This window comes from Pseudomonas sp. GW822-FHT03F04 (assembly GCF_058801405.1).
The window spans coordinates 1-15,493 of the sequence record NZ_JBXANF010000001.1 but is presented as its reverse complement, the minus strand read 5'-3'; the positions used below and the strand labels follow the sequence as shown (position 1 = coordinate 15,493).

Annotated in this window: 17 protein-coding genes; 8 read left to right on the top strand and 9 right to left on the bottom strand. The window is 58.9% G+C overall.

Translation table 11 applies throughout. From position 1 onward, the window contains the following. Nucleotides 1-6: 6 nt before the first annotated feature. From trpD to AC1RMX_RS00075, 3 genes are all read left to right on the top strand, one after another. Nucleotides 7-1,056 (top strand): anthranilate phosphoribosyltransferase, encoded by a 1,050-nt coding sequence (gene trpD, locus AC1RMX_RS00085; RefSeq protein WP_096817925.1) that lies wholly within the window; start codon nt 7-9, stop codon nt 1,054-1,056. Further along, nucleotides 1,053-1,889: an indole-3-glycerol phosphate synthase TrpC gene (gene trpC / locus AC1RMX_RS00080; protein ID WP_096817929.1), complete on the top strand. Its 837-nt coding sequence runs from the start codon at nt 1,053-1,055 to the stop codon at nt 1,887-1,889. Before trpD ends, trpC begins: the two co-directional genes overlap by 4 nt. 96 nt (nt 1,890-1,985) lie before the next feature. Continuing rightward, complete coding sequence (locus AC1RMX_RS00075; RefSeq protein ID WP_493069979.1) at nt 1,986-2,684, top strand: lipoate--protein ligase family protein; 699 nt, start codon at nt 1,986-1,988, stop codon at nt 2,682-2,684. Nucleotides 2,685-2,694: 10 nt separating this feature from the next. Here AC1RMX_RS00075 and crp read toward each other — a convergent pair whose 3' ends face one another. Continuing rightward, nucleotides 2,695-3,339, bottom strand: a complete 645-nt coding sequence (gene crp / locus AC1RMX_RS00070) for a cAMP-activated global transcriptional regulator CRP (RefSeq protein WP_085709238.1) — start codon at nt 3,337-3,339, stop codon at nt 2,695-2,697. A 236-nt stretch (nt 3,340-3,575) separates the two neighbouring features. Between crp and AC1RMX_RS00065 the strand changes: the two genes are divergently transcribed. Both AC1RMX_RS00065 and speD read left to right on the top strand, forming a co-directional pair. Next, nucleotides 3,576-3,998, top strand: coding sequence for an OsmC family protein (locus AC1RMX_RS00065; RefSeq protein WP_003228794.1), 423 nt, complete (start codon nt 3,576-3,578; stop codon nt 3,996-3,998). Between the two features lie 237 nt (nt 3,999-4,235). Then, nucleotides 4,236-5,030, top strand: a complete 795-nt coding sequence (gene speD, locus AC1RMX_RS00060; RefSeq protein WP_007956315.1) for an adenosylmethionine decarboxylase — start codon at nt 4,236-4,238, stop codon at nt 5,028-5,030. A gap of 60 nt (nt 5,031-5,090) precedes the next feature. Here speD and coq7 read toward each other — a convergent pair whose 3' ends face one another. The 6 genes from coq7 to hemJ all read right to left on the bottom strand — a co-directional run bounded on the left by coq7 (nt 5,091) and on the right by hemJ (nt 9,589). Beyond that, nucleotides 5,091-5,738, bottom strand: coding sequence for a 2-polyprenyl-3-methyl-6-methoxy-1,4-benzoquinone monooxygenase (gene coq7 / locus AC1RMX_RS00055; RefSeq protein ID WP_007956317.1), 648 nt, complete (start codon nt 5,736-5,738; stop codon nt 5,091-5,093). A gap of 106 nt (nt 5,739-5,844) precedes the next feature. Then, entirely contained in the window at nt 5,845-6,183 is a 339-nt protein-coding gene (locus AC1RMX_RS00050) for a histidine triad nucleotide-binding protein (RefSeq protein WP_003228789.1), read from the bottom strand. A gap of 80 nt (nt 6,184-6,263) precedes the next feature. Further along, nucleotides 6,264-7,052 (bottom strand): SDR family NAD(P)-dependent oxidoreductase, encoded by a 789-nt coding sequence (locus tag AC1RMX_RS00045; RefSeq protein ID WP_007956321.1) that lies wholly within the window; start codon nt 7,050-7,052, stop codon nt 6,264-6,266. Between the two features lie 61 nt (nt 7,053-7,113). Next, nucleotides 7,114-8,064 (bottom strand): DUF805 domain-containing protein, encoded by a 951-nt coding sequence (locus AC1RMX_RS00040; protein WP_493069977.1) that lies wholly within the window; start codon nt 8,062-8,064, stop codon nt 7,114-7,116. 94 nt (nt 8,065-8,158) lie between these two features. After that, complete coding sequence (locus AC1RMX_RS00035) at nt 8,159-9,127, bottom strand: NAD(P)H-dependent flavin oxidoreductase (RefSeq protein WP_192559121.1); 969 nt, start codon at nt 9,125-9,127, stop codon at nt 8,159-8,161. 33 nt (nt 9,128-9,160) lie between these two features. After that, complete coding sequence (gene hemJ / locus AC1RMX_RS00030) at nt 9,161-9,589, bottom strand: protoporphyrinogen oxidase HemJ (protein WP_085709241.1); 429 nt, start codon at nt 9,587-9,589, stop codon at nt 9,161-9,163. Between the two features lie 135 nt (nt 9,590-9,724). On the opposite strand from hemJ, the gene argC reads away from it, so the two are divergent. Together argC and erpA are read left to right on the top strand one after the other, a co-directional pair. Further along, nucleotides 9,725-10,759, top strand: a complete 1,035-nt coding sequence (argC, locus tag AC1RMX_RS00025) for an N-acetyl-gamma-glutamyl-phosphate reductase (RefSeq protein WP_096817941.1) — start codon at nt 9,725-9,727, stop codon at nt 10,757-10,759. Between the two features lie 167 nt (nt 10,760-10,926). Continuing rightward, nucleotides 10,927-11,277 carry an iron-sulfur cluster insertion protein ErpA gene (gene erpA / locus AC1RMX_RS00020; protein ID WP_003228776.1) on the top strand — a complete coding sequence of 117 codons (351 nt, stop codon included), beginning with the start codon at nt 10,927-10,929 and terminating at the stop codon, nt 11,275-11,277. A 74-nt stretch (nt 11,278-11,351) separates the two neighbouring features. Here erpA and AC1RMX_RS00015 read toward each other — a convergent pair whose 3' ends face one another. Both AC1RMX_RS00015 and AC1RMX_RS00010 read right to left on the bottom strand, forming a co-directional pair. Then, nucleotides 11,352-12,443, bottom strand: a complete 1,092-nt coding sequence (locus tag AC1RMX_RS00015) for an anhydro-N-acetylmuramic acid kinase (protein ID WP_493069975.1) — start codon at nt 12,441-12,443, stop codon at nt 11,352-11,354. A 3-nt stretch (nt 12,444-12,446) separates the two neighbouring features. Beyond that, the gene (locus AC1RMX_RS00010; protein WP_096817945.1) at nt 12,447-13,871 is read right to left on the bottom strand and encodes a peptidoglycan DD-metalloendopeptidase family protein; all 1,425 of its coding nucleotides are present in this window, start codon (nt 13,869-13,871) and stop codon (nt 12,447-12,449) included. 210 nt (nt 13,872-14,081) lie between these two features. Here AC1RMX_RS00010 and tyrS point away from each other — a divergent pair, with 210 nt between their 5' ends. After that, on the top strand, nt 14,082-15,281 hold the full coding sequence (gene tyrS, locus AC1RMX_RS00005; protein WP_493069973.1) for a tyrosine--tRNA ligase: 1,200 nt from the start codon (nt 14,082-14,084) through the stop codon (nt 15,279-15,281). The last annotated feature ends 212 nt before the right edge of the window (nt 15,282-15,493 follow it).

Here is a 15,493-nt window from a genome sequence, read left to right as displayed (position 1 = left end):
CTCTCCATGAATATCAAGACAGCCCTGAGCCGTATCGTCGATCACCTCGACCTCAGCACCGATGAAATGCGCGACGTGATGCGCGAAATCATGACCGGCCAATGCACGGACGCGCAGATCGGCGCGTTCATGATGGCCATGCGCATGAAGAGCGAAAGCATCGACGAAATCGTCGGCGCGGTATCGGTAATGCGCGAGCTGGCCGACCAGGTCGAACTCAAGACCCTCGACGGCGTGGTCGATGTGGTTGGCACCGGCGGTGATGGCGCGAATATTTTCAACGTTTCCACCGCTTCATCCTTTGTCGTTGCCGCTGCCGGCTGCACAGTGGCCAAACATGGCAACCGCGCGGTGTCGGGCAAGAGCGGCAGCGCCGACCTGCTGGAAGCGGCCGGGATCTACCTCAACCTGACCCCGGTTCAAGTGGCGCGTTGCATCGACAACGTCGGCATCGGTTTCATGTTTGCCCAGACTCACCACAAAGCCATGAAATACGCCGCCGGCCCGCGCCGCGACCTCGGCCTGCGTACCCTGTTCAACATGCTCGGCCCGCTTACGAATCCGGCCGGCGTCAAACATCAGGTCGTCGGTGTATTCACTCAGGCACTGTGCCGGCCATTGGCCGAAGTCTTGCAGCGTCTGGGCAGCAAACATGTGCTGGTGGTGCATTCGAAGGACGGTCTGGACGAATTCAGCCTTGCTGCGCCGACTTTTGTGGCCGAGCTGAAGAACAACGAGATCACCGAATATTGGGTCGAGCCGGAAGATCTGGGTATGAAGAGCCAGAGTCTGCATGGCCTGTCGGTCGAAGGTCCGGAAGCTTCGCTGGCGCTGATCCGCGACGCGCTGGGCAAGCGCAAGACCGAGAATGGCCAGAAGGCTGCGGAAATGATCGTGCTCAATGCCGGTGCGGCGCTGTACGCCGCCGATCTGGCAACAAGTCTGAAAGAAGGCGTGGCACTTGCCCACGACGCTCTGCACACCGGTCTCGCTCGGGAAAAACTCGAGGAGTTGGGTGCCTTTACCGCGGTATTCAAAGTGGAGAATGAGGGATGAGTGTACCGACGGTTCTGGAAAACATTCTGGCCCGCAAGGTTCAGGAAGTCGCCGAGCGTAGTGCCCGTGTGAGCCTGAGCGAGCTGGAAAGTCTGGCCAAGGCGGCCGATGCACCCCGTGGTTTTGCCCGTGCCTTGCTGGCGCAGGCCAAGAAAAAACAACCGGCAGTGATCGCCGAAATCAAGAAGGCTTCGCCGAGCAAAGGCGTGATCCGCGAGAACTTCGTTCCTGCCGATATCGCCAAAAGCTATGAGAAGGGCGGGGCGACCTGTCTGTCGGTACTGACGGATATCGACTACTTCCAGGGCGCTGATGCTTATCTGCAGCAGGCCCGTGCCGCGTGTTCGCTGCCGGTGATCCGCAAGGACTTCATGATCGATCCGTACCAGATCGTCGAAGCCCGTGCGCTGGGCGCCGACTGCGTGCTGCTGATTGTCTCCGCGCTGGATGACGTGAAAATGGCCGAGCTGGCTTCGGTGGCCAAAGGCGTCGGTCTCGATGTGCTGGTGGAAGTCCACGACGGCGATGAGCTGGAACGCGCATTGAAGACCCTCGACACGCCGCTGGTCGGGGTCAACAACCGCAACCTGCACACCTTCGACGTGAGCCTGGAAACCACCCTCGACCTGCTGCCGCGCATCCCGCGCGATCGTCTGGTGATCACCGAGAGCGGGATCCTCAACCGTGCCGATGTCGAACTGATGGAAATCAGCGACGTTTACGCGTTCCTGGTCGGCGAAGCGTTCATGCGCGCCGAAAGCCCGGGCATTGAACTGCAACGCCTGTTCTTCCCTGAGCGCGGCGTTCCGGTGAGCGGTTCGACCCTCGACTGATCGACTCTTCGCAGGCGCCCGTATCCCTGTGGGAGCGGGCTTGCCCGCGAAGGCAGCATAAGATTCACCTCAGGCTCAACGTCCTATGGAAACCTTATGATCCCCACTTCCCTGACCATCGAAACCGGCCTGCAAGCCGAGCAGGATCTGCTGGCCTCGGTCTGCGCCGGTGATGCCGAATTCGGTCTGCTGTTCTGGCAGCCCAGTGATCGCGCTCTGGTCATGCCGCGCCGCTTGAACCGGCTTCCCGGATTCGATCACGCCTGTGAAGTCTCCGCGGCTGCCGGTTGGCCGGTGCTGTTGCGTGAAACCGGCGGTGAACCAGTTCCGCAATCAGCGTCGACGATCAACATTGCACTGGTCTACGCGCCGCCTCGCAGCGAAGGCGATCTGAACCGCATCGAAACCGGTTACCGGCGTCTGTGTGATCCGATCTGTCAGTTGCTGGATGAGTTGGGTGGCAGGTCGTCGTTGGGTGAAATTGACGGTGCGTTCTGCGACGGTCGTTTTAACGTCAACCTCGACGGCCGCAAGATGGTCGGCACCGCTCAGCGCTGGCGCCAGAGTCAGGGTGGCCAGCGCCCGGTGGGATTGGTGCACGGTGCAATGCTGCTGGATGACGAGCGCGAATCGATGGTCGCGGCGGTCAATCGCTTCAACGAAGCGTGTGGCCTGGAGCAACGGGTACGTGCCGCCAGCCACATCGCGTTGCATGAGAAGTTCCCGGCGCCCCATGCATTGGCGCGACTCGATGAACTCTTTCGTTTAATGCTGGCGCAGATCTACGCCGCCTGAGCGTTCGAACTCAGCGAGTGCCGAAGACCACCATGGTCTTGCCTTTCACATCCACCAGGTTGCGTTCCTCAAGATCTTTGAGCACGCGTCCGACCATCTCCCGCGAACAACCGACAATCCGCCCGATTTCCTGACGGGTCACCTTGATCTGCATGCCGTCCGGGTGGGTCATCGCATCGGGTTGCTTGCACAGCTCCAGCAGGCAGCGGGCCACACGGCCGGTGACATCGAAGAACGCCAGATCGCCGACCTTGCGCGTGGTGTTGCGCAAGCGTTGTGCGATTTGTCCGCTGAGCACGTAAAGAATGTCTGGATCCTGCTGCGACAGCTCACGGAATTTGGCGTAGCTGATTTCCGCGACTTCGCACTCGACCTTCGCCCGCACCCAGGCACTGCGCTCCTGTTCCTGGCCGGCCTGTTCGAACAGGCCCAGCTCACCGAAGAAATCCCCGGCATTCAGGTAAGCGATGATCATCTCGCGGCCGTCGTCATCCTCGATCAGGATCGTGACCGAGCCGCGGATGATGAAGTACAGCGTGTCCGAGCGATCCCCGGCGCAGATGATGTTGCTCTTGGCCGCATGGCGCCGGCGCTGGCAATGCATCAGCAGTTTGTCGAGGTTCTTGATTTTAGGTGTGGGGGTAATACCAACCATGGTTGTATCCCGAAAAGACTGCACGGTTATATTTGGTTTTTATATGAGGCGCTGAGGCGGTCGCTACAAATACTGGCTAGGCGCCAGTGAATTGGCGCCAGCTTACCAGACACTTCGTCGAAAATTCGAGAAATTACCTACGCGGTAAAGGCATCCGTCCTAGGATCAGCGCTCGCAGTCAAACCGGGGCCCTGTGCTAAGCTGGCGACCCTTTTTTCTACAGTGGAGTCTTGGCGATGAAGGCACGCATCCAATGGGCTGGCGAAGCCATGTTCCTCGGCGAATCCGGCAGCGGTCATGTCGTGGTCATGGACGGTCCGCCGGACGCCGGTGGTCGCAATCTGGGTGTTCGCCCGATGGAAATGCTCCTGCTGGGCGTTGGCGGTTGCAGCAATTTCGACGTGGTCAGCATCCTGAAGAAGTCCCGTCAGGCGGTTGAAAGCTGCGAAGCTTTCCTGGAAGCCGAACGCGCGACCGAAGATCCGAAGGTGTTCACCAAGATCCACATGCACTTCGTGGTCAAGGGTCGTGGCCTGAAAGAAGCCCAGGTCAAACGCGCCATCGAGCTGTCGGCGGAGAAGTATTGCTCGGCCTCGATCATGCTCGGCGCGGCCGGCGTGGCGATCACCCACGATTACGAAATCGTCGAACTCGGCTGAGCCGACATTCAACTATCATAAAAGCAGTGCAGACTCTGGCGATCCCCCGCTGACGTCTGCATAATGCGCCACTTTTTTCAGGGCAGTGATCGGTCAACCGACGGGTCTTCCGCCTGAACAGATAACCAAAATCGCCATCGCGAAGAGGTGTTAACCGTCCTACGCAGGTGCGTCGTTCGCACTTGACGGGCATGCTTGATCACGCGGCCGGGCCGCATACATAGAGAGTTTTTAACGGTGAAAAGCAAACTCAAGCTCCACGGGTTCAATAACCTGACAAAGACCTTGAGCTTCAACATCTATGACATCTGCTACGCGGAAACCCCGCAAGACCAGCAGGCTTACGTCGAGTACATCAATCAAGAGTACAACGCGGAACGCCTGACGCAGATCCTCACGGAAGTTGTCGAAATCATTGGTGCCAACATTCTGAACATTGCCAGTCAGAACTATGAGCCTCAGGGTGCCAGCGTCACGATTCTGATCTCGGAAGAACCGGTCACCCCGACCGAAAGCCAGATCGAAGAGTCCCCGGGTCCGCTGCCGGAAATCATCCTGGCCCACCTCGACAAGAGTCATATCACGGTGCATACCTACCCGGAAATCCATCCGGACGCCGGTATTGCGACGTTCCGTGTGGACATCGACGTGTCGACCTGTGGAGTCATTTCACCGCTCAAAGCGCTCAACTTCCTGATTCACCAGTTCGATTCGGACATCGTGACCGTGGATTACCGTGTGCGCGGCTTCACCCGTGACGTTGAAGGCAACAAGCACTTCATCGACCACGAGATCAACTCGATCCAGAACTACCTTTCTGAAGACACCCGCGACGCGTACCAGATGACCGACGTGAACGTGTACCAGGAAAACCTGTTCCACACCAAAATGCTGCTGAAGAACTTCGAACTGGATAACTACCTGTTCGGCGATGCCACCAGCAATCTGTCGTCTGAGCAACGCGCCCAGGTGACCGAGCGCGTGAAGCACGAAATGCTGGAAATCTTCTACGCGCGCAATATGCCGAGCTAAGACGTCCAGGCACAAAAAAGGCGACTGCTTTGCGGCAGTCGCCTTTTTTATGGGCGGTTTTCAGATTCGGTAAGTGCTTTTGGTCATCACTTTGGCCAACAGGCTCATGCCGAACTTCACCGGCGCCGGGAAGCGAAAACCGCCAGCCTCCAGCGCACTTTCTGCGTGATGTTCTTCATCGATACGCATCTGCTCCAGAATTGCCCGGGATTTCTCATCCTCGGCCGGCAATTGTTCCAGATGCTCGTTCAGGTGTTTGCACACCTGATGCTCGGTCGCGGCGACAAAACCGAGGCTGACCTTGTCGCTGATCAGCCCGGCGACTGCGCCAATCCCGAACGACATGCCATAGAACAGCGGATTGAGCACGCTGGTGTGGCTGCCCAGCTGATGAATGCGCTGTTCGCACCAGACCAGATGATCGATCTCTTCTTCGGCCGCATGCTCCATGGCTTCGCGAACCTGCGGCAGCTTGGCGGTCAGGGCCTGACCTTGGTACAGCGCCTGGGCACAGACTTCACCGGTATGGTTGATGCGCATCAGGCCGGCGACGTGGCGGGTGTCTTCGTCGCTCATCTGCACATCGGGCTGCACGATGGCCGGCGACGGACGGTACGGCTGGCCGCTGAAGGGCAGCAGGGTTCGCATTGCGGCATCGGCTTGCAGCAGAAGACGGTCAATTGGCGAATAGTGACGTTGGGTAGTCATGCTGACCTCCGGGAAGAATCTCGGCGGCCAGTTTAACCGAATCGGCCGGGGAAGGTTTGCGCTGGGTCATGTGGGAGCAGGGCGCTCCCACAGATGTTGAGGTCGATCAGCCCGGTGGCCAGTTCATCTGGCGTTGACCGAGTACGTGCATATGAATGTGGTAGACCGTCTGCCCACCCTTTTCATTGCAGTTCATCACCACCCGGAAGCCTTCCTCGCAACCCAGCTCCAGCGCCAGGCGCTGGGCGGTGAACAGGATGTGCCCGGCCAGTGCCTTGTCGTCTTCCGTCAGGTCGTTGAGGGTGCGCACCGGTTTCTTCGGGATCACCAGAAAATGCACCGGTGCCTGTGGGGCGATGTCGTGGAACGCCAGAACCTGGTCGTCCTCGTAGATGATCTTCGCCGGGATTTCCCGGTTGATGATCTTGGTGAACAGAGTATCCACAGCTGTTTTCTCCGTTGTGTGAGCTGGGCTGAGTGTACCCACGAGGGATCACCGCGCCCAGCCATTTGCCTGCCGGCCCTTCAGCGCGGGCAGTAAGCTTTGTTGACCATGCCGACGATGGTGCGGTTGAGCCAGCGCGAACCCAGTCGTGGCAGAAAGGCGAACCAGCGGTTTCTGCGCCCGGGAATGATGATCGCGCGGTTTTTCTCCAGGGCGCGCACGGTGTATAGCGCGACCTCTTCGGGGCTCATCAGCAGTTTGCTGGCGTTGAGTTTGTCGTTGTTCAGTTGCGCCGTGCGAAAGAACGCCGTGCGCGTCGGGCCTGGGCAGAGCACCGAGACTTTCACGGCGCACTTTTTCAATTCCACCCGCAACGCTTCGGAGAAGTGCAGAACGTAGGCCTTGCTGGCGTAGTAAGTGCTCATCCACGGGCCGGGATTGAACGCGGCGACCGATGCCACATTGAGAATCTGCCCGCCACCCTGCAGGGCCATGCTGTTGCCGATCGCGTGGCACAGGCGGGTGAGGGCGAGGATGTTCACCTCGATCAGGTCCTGCTCGGTCATCCAGTCCTGAGCCAGGAAAGGGCCGCAGGTGCCGATGCCAGCGCAGTTCACCAGCAGATCGATCTGCCGGTCACCTTCTTCAAGCTCCAGCAGAAACCCGGACAGTCGCAACGGCTCGCCCAGATCGCAGGCCCGGAACAGTACCTCCACGCCGAAACGCTGGGTCAGTTCAATCGCAATGCTTTCCAGCTGATCACGCTGTCGGGCCACCAGAATCAGGCTGCGGCCACGGCGGGCCAGGGCTTCGGCCATGGCCAGGCCGATACCGCTGGAGGCGCCAGTGATCAGAGCGTAACGGGTCATGCAGTTCTCCATCGCAACAGCTCCGCGCCGTGGACGCAGGTGTCACGGCGGGGAGCGCTGTTCATTCTTTCGCAGAGTCTACAGGGGCCGGCGCGGCTTCGGCTGCATCGTCCACCGAATTCGGCGCGGGCTCGACTTCGACATCGACTTCATCAGCGGTCACCGAACCGCTCTCATAACTGCTTTCGAGGCTGGTTTCGTACTCCTGCTGGATCGCGGAGATCCCGCCCAGCATTCCGCCGACGAAGAACAACCCGATAAAGACGATCCACAGAGAGCACAGCACTTTGACGGCGGTGCTGTTCGGCGGCGGTGGCGGGCCATAGCGATTGGCGCCGGTATTGCCGGGCATGACCATGATCACCAGCGGGAAGAAGCTGCCCACGAACGGTACCAGGGTCAGTAGCCAGAGCCAGCCTGACCAGCCGATATCGTGCAGACGCTGAATACTGAACAGGATGCCGACGATCGCGAAGGCCAGGAACAGGAAGAAGGCGAAGATACCGCCAATGATCAGGCCGGAGGTCGAATCGGCGCTCACCAGGCCCAGACCGATCAGCGCAAACACACCGATGATTGGCAGTGTCACCAGACTCAGTACCATCGACCATGCCAGGTAGCGCAGACGTCCGATCCGTCCTTCGACGCTCAATGGCTTGAGCGCGGAGAACTCCGGCAGGTGTTCACCGACACTGGCCCGAGGTGGTGCATAGGGTGAGTCGGGCTCAGCCACGGCAGCGGAGTGTTCCTGGACATCGGACAGATTCAGTTCGATGGCTGTTTCTGTCTCGATCCGGGCGTCGATCCCGGTCTTGCCCAGCGCTTGCAAATAAGCCTGGGCGTCGCTGTGTGACAGGTCGCGCTTGAGGGCAACGGCGCGTCCATTGAACAGGCGCTCGATGCCGGCCACGTCACTCTTGAACAGATCGGCCAGATTGAGTTTGGCCGTGGTGATATCGACGCCAGGCTGAAGGGCTCCGTCGAAAACGATCTTGTAACGCGGTTCGCTCATGACCGAGGCATCCTTGTCGCGAAAGAAATTGAATTGAAACGTGTTGCAGTCGCCAAGTGTAAGGCCAGTCGGGCAACGACTGGCCGGAATTTTCTCAGCGTGGCCAGCGTTTCGGAAGTTGCGCTGCGTGCTCCAGGGCCTGGCGATACTCGGCATCGAGGCGTGCCACCAGTTGGTCAACGCTCGGCAGATCCTCGATTTCGCCTACCCCCTGGCCGGCCGACCACACGGTTTTCCAGGCCTTGGCTTCATCGTTGATCGGTTTGAGCTTGTCGCCGAAGTTCACTTCACCCTTGCCTTGCAGCGCAGCCGTGTCGAACCCGGCAGCTTCCAGGCTTTGACGCATGAAGCTGGCCGGTACTCCAGACACGGCAGGAGTATGAATGATGTCCGCTGCCTTGGCTGTCAGGAGCATCTCCTTGTAGGCGTCGGGCGCATGGCTTTCAGTCGTACCGATGAATCGCGTACCGAAGTAGGCCAAATCCGCGCCAAGCAACTGTGCGGCGAGAATCTCATGGCCGTGGTTCAAACATCCTGCAAGCAGCAGCGTCTTGTCGAAGAACTGACGAATCTCGGCAATCAGCGAGAACGGACTCCAGGTGCCGGCATGTCCACCGGCGCCGGCGGCAACGGCGATCAAGCCATCGACGCCGGCTTCGGCGGCTTTTTCCGCATGGCGGCGAGTCGTCACGTCGTGGAACACCAGGCCGCCGTAGCTGTGCACGGCGTCCACCAACTCCTTCACCGCACCGAGGCTGGTGATGACGATGGGCACTTTGTGCTCGACGCAGATGTTCAGATCCGCCTGCAGACGCGGATTGCTCTTGTGAACAATCAGGTTCACGGCATACGGCGCCGGGTTGTCCAGTGTCGCCAGTCCCGCTTCGATCTGTTCCAGCCAGGCCTTGAACCCGCTGCTTTCGCGTTGGTTGAGCGCCGGAAAACTGCCCACCACGCCATTGCGACAGCATGCGAGCACCAGTTCGGGATTGGAAATCAGGAACATCGGCGCAGCCACTACGGGCAGGCGTAGACGTTGTTCGAGCAGAGCGGGCAGCGACATCGGAAGTACCCCGGAAAGTTGAACCAGTTGAAGTTAGAACGGCTTGACCACGACCAGAATTACGATAGCCAGCAATATCAGAACCGGCACTTCATTGAACCAGCGATAAAAGACATGGCTGCGGGTGTTCTCGCCACGGGCAAAACGTTTTACCTGCGCGCCGCACATGTGGTGATAACCGATCAACAGCACGACCAGGGTCAGCTTGGCGTGGATCCAGCCACCGCTGCTGAAGATGCTCGGGTTCAGGTAGATCAGCCAGCCGCCGAAGATCAGGGCAGCGATCATCGCCGGGCCCATGATGCCGCGATACAGCTTGCGTTCCATGACGCTGAAGCGTTCTTTACTGATCGTATCTTCACTTTGGGCGTGATACACGAACAGTCGCGGTAGGTAGAACAGCCCGGCAAACCAGCACACGATGCTGACGATATGAAGCGCTTTGATCCACAGATAGAGCATTTTTGTTTATTCCCTCATTCACGGTAGGCCGGATAGTAGAGGCTTGAGCGTCCGCACGTCACCTTGACGGTTGTCGCAGGGGCGCGCGGCCCCTATTATCGACGGCTTTCCAGTGGGTTCGTTGAGGGCAGGTTTATGGTCAAGGTCGGTATCGTCGGCGGCACGGGTTACACCGGTGTCGAACTGCTGCGTCTGTTGGCACAGCATCCGCAGGCAGAAGTGGTGGTGATCACTTCCCGATCCGAGGCCGGTCTGGCCGTGGCTGATATGTACCCGAACCTGCGCGGTCACTACGATGGCCTGGCATTCAGCGTGCCGGACATCAAGACCCTGGGCGCCTGCGACGTGGTGTTCTTCGCCACTCCGCACGGGGTTGCCCACGCACTGGCAGGCGAATTGCTGGCAGCGGGCACCAAGGTCATCGACCTGTCGGCGGATTTCCGTCTGCAGGACGCGGATGAATGGGCCAAGTGGTACGGCCAGCCGCACGGTGCGCCGGAGCTGCTGGACGAAGCGGTTTATGGCTTGCCGGAAGTCAACCGCGAGCAAATCAAGAAAGCACGCCTGATCGCGGTGCCGGGTTGCTATCCGACCGCAACGCAGCTGGGTTTCCTGCCGTTGCTTGAGGCAGGTCTGGCCGATACTTCGCTGCTGATCGCCGACTGCAAATCCGGTGTCAGCGGTGCCGGTCGTGGTGCTTCCGTGGGCTCGCTGTATTCCGAGACGTCGGAAAGCATGAAGGCCTATGCGGTGAAAGGTCACCGTCATTTGCCGGAAATTCGTCAGGGGCTGCGTCGTGCGGCGGGCAAGGATGTCGGTCTGACCTTCGTGCCACACCTGACACCGATGATTCGCGGCATTCATTCCACGCTCTATGCGACCGTGGTTGATCGCTCGGTGGATCTGCAGGCACTGTTCGAAAAGCGTTATGCCAATGAACCGTTCGTCGACGTGATGCCGGCCGGCAGCCATCCGGAAACCCGTAGCGTGCGTGGTGCCAACGTTTGCCGTATTGCGGTTCACCGTCCACAGGATGGTGATCTGGTGGTGGTGCTGTCGGTGATCGACAATCTGGTCAAGGGCGCGTCGGGTCAGGCGGTGCAGAACATGAACATCCTGTTCGGTCTGGATGAGCGCTTTGGTCTGTCCCACGCGGGCATGCTGCCGTAACGGCTTGTTGGACTCGTAAAAAGGCCCGTTGAACGGGCCTTTTTGCATTCTGGTCGGTTGATCAGCTTTATTGATATACCGTAACAATAGTTGACCGATTTTCTAGGACAAGCGGATAATGCCCGTCATCACGCATTATGGCGGCGTAACGCCGGGAGATAGTCAGCATGAGCGTCGAATCCTTCACCCCCACGGCTTTGCAATTCACCCAGGGTGCCGCGCACAAGGTGAAGAGCCTGGTCGATGAAGAGGGGAATGATCGCTTGAAGCTGCGCGTATTCGTTACGGGCGGCGGTTGTTCAGGGTTTCAGTACGGCTTCACCTTCGATGAGGATGTGGCCGAGGACGACACCATCGTCGAGCGCGAAGGCGTGAGTCTGGTGGTTGATCCGATGAGCTTCCAATACCTGGCAGGTGCCGAGGTGGACTACCAGGAAGGTCTGGAAGGTTCGCGGTTCGTGATCAAGAACCCGAATGCCACCACGACTTGTGGTTGCGGCTCCTCGTTCTCGATCTGATTTCGCTTCAACGTACAAAATAAAACGCCGCAGAACTCCAGGGTTCTGCGGCGTTTTGTTATCTGCATTTTGCCTTAGTTGGGGTAGATGGCGCCGAGTACGCGCAAGCCCTTTGCGCCGGTGACGCTGGGGCGATTGGCGGTGATGCCCTCCAGGCAGCAATGGGCCAGCCAGGCGAAGGCCATGGCTTCAACCCAGTCTGGATCAACACCGTGAGTCGCAGTGCTGGCGACTTTCGCGTTGGGCAGCAGGTCTGCAAGGCGCTTCATCAGCGTGGCGTTGTGGGCGCCGCCGCCGCAGACCAGGAGTTCTTCGGTATCTGTTTGAGCGCTTTGCAGCGATTCGACGATGGTCAGCGCCGTCAGCTCGAGCAGCGTTGCCTGTACGTTTTCGGGTGTGAAACCCGGCAGGTGTGACAGATGCTGTTCCAGCCAAGGCAGGTTGAACACTTCCCGGCCGGTACTCTTCGGGCCTTGGGTCGAGAAGAAGGGATCGCTCAGCAATGCCTTGAGCAGGACCGGCTCAACCTTGCCGCTGGCTGCCCATTGACCGTTGCGATCATAGTTTTCCCCGCGCTGCTGGTGAATCCACGCATCCATCAGAACATTCCCAGGCCCGCAGTCGAAACCGGCTACAGGCTTGTTCGGCTCGATCAGGCTGAGATTGCTGAAGCCGCCGACATTCAGGACCGCGCGGTTACCGGTACGCTCTTCGAACAACGCTTCGTGGAAGGCAGGAACCAGAGGGGCGCCTTGACCGCCGGCGGCCACATCACGGCTGCGGAAGTCACTGACGACCGTAATGCCGGTCAGCTCGGTCAGCAGGGCAGGGTTGCCGATCTGTACGGTGAAGCCGCGTGCCGGCTCATGGCGAATGGTCTGGCCGTGGCTGCCGATCGCGCGAATGGCTTCGGGTTTGAGCTGTTGCTGCTCGAGCAGGGCGTGGATCCCTTGGGCCGCAAGCCTCACCCAGTTCTGCTGGGCAATGGCCGAGCGGGCGATCTCGTCGGGGCCGCTGGCGCACAAGCCAAGCAGCTCGGCGCGCAGGGAGTCAGGCATGGGAATGTAGTGCGTGGCGATCAGGTTGATCGCCGAGGTCTGTTCGATCAGGGCGATGTCCAGACCGTCGAGGCTGGTTCCGGACATCACGCCGATATAGAGAGCCATTGCTTAACGCTTGCTCGAGGCCAGCATGGTGGCCTTCTCTTGGTCCATGCGAGCCATCAACGGCTGGCTCTGTGCCAGGAAGCGGGCGCGTTCGGCTTTGGCAATCGGGTCGGCCATTGGCAGCTTCTGGCCCAGTGGATCGACGTGAACACCGTTGACCTGGAACTCATAGTGCAGGTGCGGACCGGTGGACAGGCCGGTGGTGCCGATGTAGCCGATCACCTGGCCCTGCTTGACGGTACCGCCGGTTTTCACTCCTTTGGCGAAACCCTGCATATGGCCGTACAGCGTGCGGTAGGTATTGCCGTGCTGAATGATCACGGTGTTGCCGTAACCGCCACGACGACCGGCCAGCAATACTTTGCCGTCACCGGCAGCCTTGATTGGCGTACCGCGTGGGGCGGCGTAATCGACACCTTTGTGGGCGCGGATCTTGTTGAGGATCGGGTGTTTGCGGCCCATGGAAAACTTGGAGCTGATGCGGGCGAAGTCCACCGGCGTGCGGATGAACGCCTTGCGCATGCTGTTGCCATCGGCGGTGTAGTAGCTGCTGTTGCCCTGCTTGTTGGTGTAACGCACGGCGGTGTAGGTCTTGCCGCGGTTGGTGAAGCGGGCGGACAGGATCGGGCCGTTGCCGACGGCTTTGCCATTGACCACTTTCTGCTCGTAGATCACGTCGAACTCGTCACCCTGGCGGATATCCTGGGCGAAGTCGACGTCGTAGCCGAAAACGCTGGCCATATCCATGGTCAGGCTGTGGGACAGGCCGGCGCGGGCGGCGGACTGGGACAGCGAGCTGTTGATCACGCCGTGGACATAAGCAGTACGAACGGTAGGTTTGGCGGTTACGCGGTTGAATACATAACCCTTGTCGTTCTTGGTCAGGGTGATGGTTTCGACGTCGCTGACCTTGCTGTGCAGGTTGGTCAATTGGCCTTGCGGGTTGAGCTCGAATTCGAGTTTCTGGCCGTGTTTGAGCTGGCTGAACTGCTTGGCCTGTTTGTCGCTGGCCAGCACGTCATGCACGGCTGCAGCGGGAAGGCCGACCTTCTCGAACAGTGTCGAAAGGGTATCGCCCTTGGAGACGATCACTTCCCTGTGGCCTGGAGCCTTCTTTTCAGGAGCGACCGGAGCAGGCGCTGGCGCGGCCTGGGCGGTTTGAGGTGCGTCTTCTGCGCTGTTTTCGATCTGCGCGAAGGGCGAGGCTACTGGCTCATTTGTGGCTTGAACCGCGTCAGCAGCGTCTTGATCTTGTGTCAGTTGTTCAGCAGGACTTTCCAGTTCAAGGCTCAGGGTCGTCTTTTTGGCTTCAACATCACTGGAAGGAAATACCAGGAGCGCCAGGCTGAGAAGGGCGGCGATCCCACTTGCGGCAAGCAGGTGGGTCTTCGGGTAAAGCGGTGGCGCTTTAGACGGTTCAGTGGTCATAAGTAGTTTTGACTTTGAAAAGATGAATTGGAAAAGATGAATGACATGATGAAGATGAAATAACTGTATAAAATATAACCAAATCATCTCTGAGGCAAGTCCGCAGGCATCTCGCCCGTGGATTGGTGTCCGTGCGCCGGGCAAAACTTGTAATTGGTGCGCGATCTTGTATGGTTGGTTCCCTTTGAATCTGAGCCTTGCGGGTCTGTTATGAAGTCGGTTGAAGAGCAGCTAGCGCTGATCAAACGTGGTGCGGAAGAATTGTTGGTCGAGTCCGAGCTGATCGAAAAGCTCAAGCGTGGCCAGCCGCTGCGAATCAAGGCCGGCTTCGATCCAACGGCGCCGGATCTGCACCTTGGTCACACCGTGCTTATTAATAAGCTGCGCCAGTTCCAGGAGCTGGGGCATCAGGTGATCTTCCTTATAGGTGACTTCACCGGAATGATCGGGGATCCGAGTGGCAAGAGTGCAACTCGTCCTCCGCTGACCCGTGAGCAGGTTCTGGAAAATGCCGAGACCTACAAGACTCAGGTCTTCAAGATTCTTGATCCGGCGAAAACCGAAGTCGCGTTCAACTCCACCTGGATGGATCAGATGGGGCCAGCGGACTTTATTCGTCTGACTTCGCAGTACACCGTGGCTCGTATGCTTGAGCGTGATGACTTCGACAAGCGCTACACCACCAATCAGCCAATCGCCATTCATGAGTTCCTCTATCCGCTGGTACAGGGGTATGACTCGGTTGCATTGCGCGCGGACGTGGAGCTGGGCGGTACTGATCAGAAGTTCAACCTGTTGATGGGGCGCGAGCTGCAGCGTGGTTATGGTCAGGAAGCTCAGTGCATTCTGACGATGCCCCTGCTCGAGGGGTTGGATGGCGTTAAGAAGATGTCCAAGTCGTTGGGCAACTACGTCGGTATCCAGGAAGCGCCGGGCGTCATGTACGGCAAGCTGGTTTCGATCCCGGATGCGTTGATGTGGCGTTACTTCGAGCTGCTCAGCTTCCGTTCGATGGATGAGATCAATGCTTTCCGTGCTGATGTAGAGGCGGGTGCCAATCCTCGCGACATCAAGATCAAGCTGGCTGAAGAAATTGTTGCGCGTTTCCATGGTGAAGAGGCTGCTGCCAGTGCCCACCGTGGTGCGGGTAACCGTATGAAGGATGGCGAGTTGCCGGATGATTTGCCGGAAGTCGAACTGACTGCTGCCGAAGATATGCCGATTGCTGCCGTCCTTAATAAGGCTGGCCTGGTGAAGAACTCGGCGGCTGCTCGTGACCTGCTGGCTTCTGGCGGTGTGCGCGTAGATGGTGAGGTTGTCGATCGTTCCTTTATATGCGTGCTGGGTGCGACTCATGTTTGCCAGGCCGGCAAGAAGGCTTTTGCACGGATTACGCTGAAATCCGAGTAAGGTTGAAATTAGGGGTTGACGGCAGATTCTGGAGGCCTATAATTCGCCCCACTTCCGGCGCAGTCGAAACGGAAAACTCCTTGAAACTCAATGAGTTACGCAGTTTTCGGCAGCGACTTGCTTCAGGTCATCGAAGCCTGGAAGGAGTTGAAAGAGTGGTGATGTTTGGCTCTTTTGACGTTTCGATCTTCTCGGTCGAAAGCGGAGAAAAA

Bases quoted from the DNA above. Each gene is read 5' to 3' on its own strand.
- trpD (WP_096817925.1), top strand. From the start codon at position 7: ATGAATATCAAGACAGCCCTGAGCCGTATCGTCGATCACCTCGACCTC.
- trpC (WP_096817929.1), top strand. From the start codon at position 1,053: ATGAGTGTACCGACGGTTCTGGAAAACATTCTGGCCCGCAAGGTTCAG.
- AC1RMX_RS00075 (WP_493069979.1), top strand. From the start codon at position 1,986: ATGATCCCCACTTCCCTGACCATCGAAACCGGCCTGCAAGCCGAGCAG.
- crp (WP_085709238.1), bottom strand. From the start codon at position 3,339: ATGGTTGGTATTACCCCCACACCTAAAATCAAGAACCTCGACAAACTG.
- AC1RMX_RS00065 (WP_003228794.1), top strand. From the start codon at position 3,576: ATGAAGGCACGCATCCAATGGGCTGGCGAAGCCATGTTCCTCGGCGAA.
- coq7 (WP_007956317.1), bottom strand. From the start codon at position 5,738: ATGACTACCCAACGTCACTATTCGCCAATTGACCGTCTTCTGCTGCAA.
- AC1RMX_RS00045 (WP_007956321.1), bottom strand. From the start codon at position 7,052: ATGACCCGTTACGCTCTGATCACTGGCGCCTCCAGCGGTATCGGCCTG.
- AC1RMX_RS00040 (WP_493069977.1), bottom strand. From the start codon at position 8,064: ATGAGCGAACCGCGTTACAAGATCGTTTTCGACGGAGCCCTTCAGCCT.
- AC1RMX_RS00035 (WP_192559121.1), bottom strand. From the start codon at position 9,127: ATGTCGCTGCCCGCTCTGCTCGAACAACGTCTACGCCTGCCCGTAGTG.
- hemJ (WP_085709241.1), bottom strand. From the start codon at position 9,589: ATGCTCTATCTGTGGATCAAAGCGCTTCATATCGTCAGCATCGTGTGC.
- argC (WP_096817941.1), top strand. From the start codon at position 9,725: ATGGTCAAGGTCGGTATCGTCGGCGGCACGGGTTACACCGGTGTCGAA.
- erpA (WP_003228776.1), top strand. From the start codon at position 10,927: ATGAGCGTCGAATCCTTCACCCCCACGGCTTTGCAATTCACCCAGGGT.
- AC1RMX_RS00015 (WP_493069975.1), bottom strand. From the start codon at position 12,443: ATGGCTCTCTATATCGGCGTGATGTCCGGAACCAGCCTCGACGGTCTG.
- AC1RMX_RS00010 (WP_096817945.1), bottom strand. From the start codon at position 13,871: ATGACCACTGAACCGTCTAAAGCGCCACCGCTTTACCCGAAGACCCAC.
- tyrS (WP_493069973.1), top strand. From the start codon at position 14,082: ATGAAGTCGGTTGAAGAGCAGCTAGCGCTGATCAAACGTGGTGCGGAA.